Source organism: Variovorax saccharolyticus, assembly GCF_030316765.1.
Classification (GTDB): Bacteria; Pseudomonadota; Gammaproteobacteria; order Burkholderiales; family Burkholderiaceae_C; genus Variovorax; species Variovorax saccharolyticus.
The window spans coordinates 1-1,454 of record NZ_JASZYT010000024.1; the positions used below are offsets into that span (position 1 = coordinate 1).

Annotated in this window: 1 rRNA gene; it reads right to left on the bottom strand. The window is 51.0% G+C overall.

From position 1 onward, the window contains the following. Positions 1-72: 72 nt before the first annotated feature. Positions 73-1,454, bottom strand: a 23S ribosomal RNA gene (locus QTI45_RS35305); the annotation flags it as partial.

A 1,454-nucleotide genomic window follows, 5' to 3' on the forward strand; every position in this document is an offset into this window, starting at 1 on the left:
TTTGATGCTTGTGGCATCGGAATCTTGAATGCGTCAACTTGGCATAACACCTTGATCGTAGATCAAAGTTATAGGGTCAAGCCGCACGAGCAATTAGTATCAGTTAGCTTAACGCATTACTGCGCTTCCACACCTGACCTATCAACGTCCTGGTCTTGAACGACTCTTTAGGGGGCTCAAGGCCCCGGCAGATCTCATCTTGAAACGAGTTTCCCGCTTAGATGCTTTCAGCGGTTATCTCTTCCACACTTAGCTACTCGGCAATGCCACTGGCGTGACAACCGATACACCAGAGGTGTGTCCACTCCGGTCCTCTCGTACTAGGAGCAGGCTTCCTCAAATCTGCAGCGCCCACGGAAGATAGGGACCAAACTGTCTCACGACGTTTTAAACCCAGCTCACGTACCTCTTTAAATGGCGAACAGCCATACCCTTGGGACCGGCTACAGCCCCAGGATGAGATGAGCCGACATCGAGGTGCCAAACACCGCCGTCGATATGAACTCTTGGGCGGTATCAGCCTGTTATCCCCAGAGTACCTTTTATCCGTTGAGCGATGGCCCTTCCATACAGAACCACCGGATCACTATGTCCTGCTTTCGCATCTGCTCGACTTGTCAGTCTCGCAGTTAAGCACGCTTATGCCATTGCACTATCGTCACGATGTCCGACCGTAACTAGCGTACCTTCGAACTCCTCCGTTACGCTTTGGGAGGAGACCGCCCCAGTCAAACTGCCTACCATGCACTGTCCCCGATCCAGATAATGGACCTAGGTTAGAACCTCAAACACACCAGGGTGGTATTTCAACGTTGGCTCCACAAGATCTAGCGACCCTGCTTCAAAGCCTCCCACCTATCCTACACAGATCTGTTCAAAGTCCAATACAAAGCTACAGTAAAGGTTCATGGGGTCTTTCCGTCTTTCCGCGGGGAGATTGCATCATCACAAACATTTCAACTTCGCTGAGTCTCAGGAGGAGACAGTGTGGCCATCGTTACGCCATTCGTGCAGGTCGGAACTTACCCGACAAGGAATTTCGCTACCTTAGGACCGTTATAGTTACGGCCGCCGTTTACTGGGACTTCAATCAAGAGCTTGCACCCCATCATTTAATCTTCCAGCACCGGGCAGGCGTCACACCCTATACGTCCACTTTCGTGTTTGCAGAGTGCTGTGTTTTTAATAAACAGTCGCAGCCACCGATTTTTTGCAACCCATTCATGCTCCGTTGTTCACTTCACACTAATAGGGCACACCTTCTTCCGAAGTTACGGTGTCAATTTGCCGAGTTCCTTCTCCTGAGTTCTCTCAAGCGCCTTAGAATACTCATCTCGCGCACCAGTGTCGGTTTGCGGTACGGTCGTGTGTAGCTGAAGCTTAGTGGCTTTTCCTGGAACCTCGTTCAGTCACTTCACCAGCAAGCTGGCTCGATCATGGGCCTCGGTATATGT